We start from the raw sequence: 2,041 nt of genomic DNA, 5'->3' as shown, positions 1-2,041 counted from the left end.
GGGGCTGCGCGGCGACCTGCGCGCCGCCGACGCCGAGCTGTCGCGGCGGAGCGCCGAGCAGGGGCTGCTCGCCGCCGTCGTGCCGCGCCTGACCGACGACGCGTGGTACCTGCAGGTCGCGCGTCCCGTCGTGCGCGGGCGCGAGGCCGTGCGCACCATGCTCGCGACGACGGACGCCGCGACCGGGGCGACGCGCTTCGCCTGGCGCGCCGTGCGCGCCGACGTCTCGTCCGACGGGCGGCTCGGCTACACGTGGGGGTACGGGCAGGTGGGCGAGCCGGCGACGAGCCGCCACGGGTACATCGTCATGTGGCGCCGCGCGTCGACGGCGGAGTCGTGGTCGGTCGCCGCGTTCCTCCGCAACAACGCGGGCGCGAACCTCGCCGCCGCGCCCGCGGGCTTCGGCACGCCCGACGAGCGGCACGCGCGCTACCTCCCGAAGTCCGACACCGCCGCGCTGGCGCGCGAGATCACGGCGCGCGACCTCGCCTTCTCGGCGCTGTCGGCGGCGCGCGGGCTGGCGACCGGCTTCTCGACCTTCGCCGCGCCCGACGGCGCGCTGCTCGCCGGCGTCTTCGGCCCCGACGCGATCCGCGCCGCGCAGTCGCCGACGCCGCCGGGCCCCGGCTCCGGGTGGGCGCCCGTCGGCGCGGAGGTCGCCGCCTCGGGGGACCTCGGCTTCACCGTCGGCAACGCCACGTTCCACCCGGCCGGCGGCGGCGCGCCCGCGTACTCCAAGTACCTCAGCATCTGGAAGCGGCAGCCGGACGGCGCGTGGCTGTACGTGATGGACGGCGGCAGCGCGCGCCCCGCCGGCTGACGCCGCGACGCGTAGATTGGCGGCATGAAGACCCAGTACTTCACCGCCGCCAGTCTCGACGGCTTCATCGCCGGCCCCGGCGACGACCTCTCCTGGCTCTTCCCGCTCGGGAACATCGAGGACACCGCGTACCCCGCGTTCTTCCGCGACGTGGGCGCGCTCGCGATGGGCTCCGCCACCTACGAGTGGATGCTGCGGCACCTGCTCGGCCCCGGGGCGACGCACCCGCAGCCGTGGCCGTACGCGCAGCCCACGTGGGTGTTCACCACGCGCGACCTGCCCGGCGTGCCGGGCGCCGACGTCCGCTTCGCGCGCGGCGACGTGCGCCCGGTGCACGCCGAGATGCGCGCCGCCGCCGGCGGGAAGAACCTCTGGATCGTCGGCGGCGGGGAGCTGGTCGGGCGGTTCCACGACGCGGGGCTCCTCGACGAGATCCTCGTGCAGGTCGGCTCGGTCACGCTCGGCGCGGGCAAGCCGCTGCTCCCGCGCGCCATCACGCAGCCGCCGCTCACGCTGCTGTCGGTGCGTCAGGTGGGGACCGGGTTCGCGGAGCTGCACTACGCGGTGCCGCGCGCGGGGGCGGCGCCGTGACGGCGCGGCACATCGTCCCGCTCCCCGGCTACGCGCCGACGATCGGGCGGCTGGTCGGGATGCTGACGTACGCGCGGCACACGCTGCTGTCCACCGTCGACGGGCTGACGACCGCGGAGCTGGACCACCTCCACGACGCCGACGCGAACTCGATCGGCGCGCTGCTCGCGCACGCGGCGGCGGTGGAGTGGTGGTACCAGGTGCTGACGTTCGAGGGGCGCCGCGCGACCGCCGAGGAGGAGGCGCCGCGGCTCCCCGCCCTCGACCTCGGCGAGCCGGGGCGGCGCGCGGTGCGCGGGCGGCCGCTCGCCGAGCGCCTCGACGAGCTGGCGGCGGTGCGCGCGACGACGCTGGCCGCGCTGGCCGAGCGCGACGACGCGTGGCTGGAGGCGCCGCTCGCCGCCGACCCGACGATGAACGCGCACTGGGCGTGGTTCCACGTCGCCGAGGACGAGATCAGCCACCGCGGCCAGATCCTGTGGCTGCGCAAGCGCCTCCCCGCGCGCCCGGCGTGACGCGCCGCGCGCCGGTCGTCTGCCTCGAGGGGCCGAGCGCGGTCGGCAAGACCACGCTCGCGGCGGCGCTCGCGCGCGGGGGCGCGGCGGCGGTGGTGCCGGAGCTCGACGCGAC

General features: G+C 77.4%; 3 protein-coding genes. All 3 read left to right on the top strand.

Annotated features, from left to right (window positions below):
• The coding region (locus PYV61_RS24695; protein WP_275836539.1) for a DUF4440 domain-containing protein at nt 1-820 on the top strand (820 nt) is incomplete at its 5' end.
• Between the two features lie 24 nt (nt 821-844).
• A complete protein-coding gene (locus tag PYV61_RS24690; RefSeq protein WP_275836538.1) occupies nt 845-1,411 on the top strand; it encodes a dihydrofolate reductase family protein in 567 nt (188 codons plus the stop codon).
• Nucleotides 1,408-1,926 carry a DUF664 domain-containing protein gene (locus PYV61_RS24685; RefSeq protein ID WP_275836537.1) on the top strand — a complete coding sequence of 173 codons (519 nt, stop codon included), beginning with the start codon at nt 1,408-1,410 and terminating at the stop codon, nt 1,924-1,926. The genes PYV61_RS24690 and PYV61_RS24685 overlap by 4 nt, the downstream gene beginning before the upstream one ends.
• Nucleotides 1,927-2,041: the final 115 nt, after the last annotated feature.

It is taken from the genome of Roseisolibacter sp. H3M3-2 (genome assembly GCF_029211165.1).
Classification (GTDB): Bacteria; Gemmatimonadota; Gemmatimonadetes; order Gemmatimonadales; family Gemmatimonadaceae; genus Roseisolibacter.
Note: the sequence above shows the minus strand (reverse complement) of the source record. Positions and strands in the feature narration are given on the sequence as shown.